The sequence below is a fragment of the Pseudoalteromonas sp. SIMBA_162 genome, from assembly GCF_046535955.1.
Lineage (GTDB): Bacteria > Pseudomonadota > Gammaproteobacteria > Enterobacterales > Alteromonadaceae > Pseudoalteromonas > Pseudoalteromonas marina.
The window spans coordinates 1-234 of sequence record NZ_JAWJBQ010001262.1; the positions used below are offsets into that span (position 1 = coordinate 1).

Genomic DNA, 234 nt, shown 5'->3' on the forward strand with positions numbered 1-234 from the left:
CGGGCGCGAACTTCCTGCAGATTGGATTTCAGCTTCTCCATCAGGTCATCCATCGGCGCGACCGCCACCACCGGCATGTCTTCGTCGATCAACGCCAGCGGGCCGTGCTTGAGCTCACCAGCCGCGTAGGCTTCGGCGTGGATGTAGGAGATTTCCTTGAGCTTGAGCGCCCCTTCCATGGCGATGGGATACTGGCTGCCACGCCCGAGGAACAGGGTGTGGTGACGGTGCATG

At 62.0% G+C, this 234-nt stretch carries 1 protein-coding gene; it reads right to left on the reverse strand.

All coding sequences use genetic code 11. The annotated features are described in order from the left end of the window. Window positions 1-234, reverse strand: a 234-nt coding sequence (locus tag R0J88_RS23685; RefSeq protein ID WP_410901412.1) for an SIS domain-containing protein, incomplete at both ends; no start/stop codon positions are given.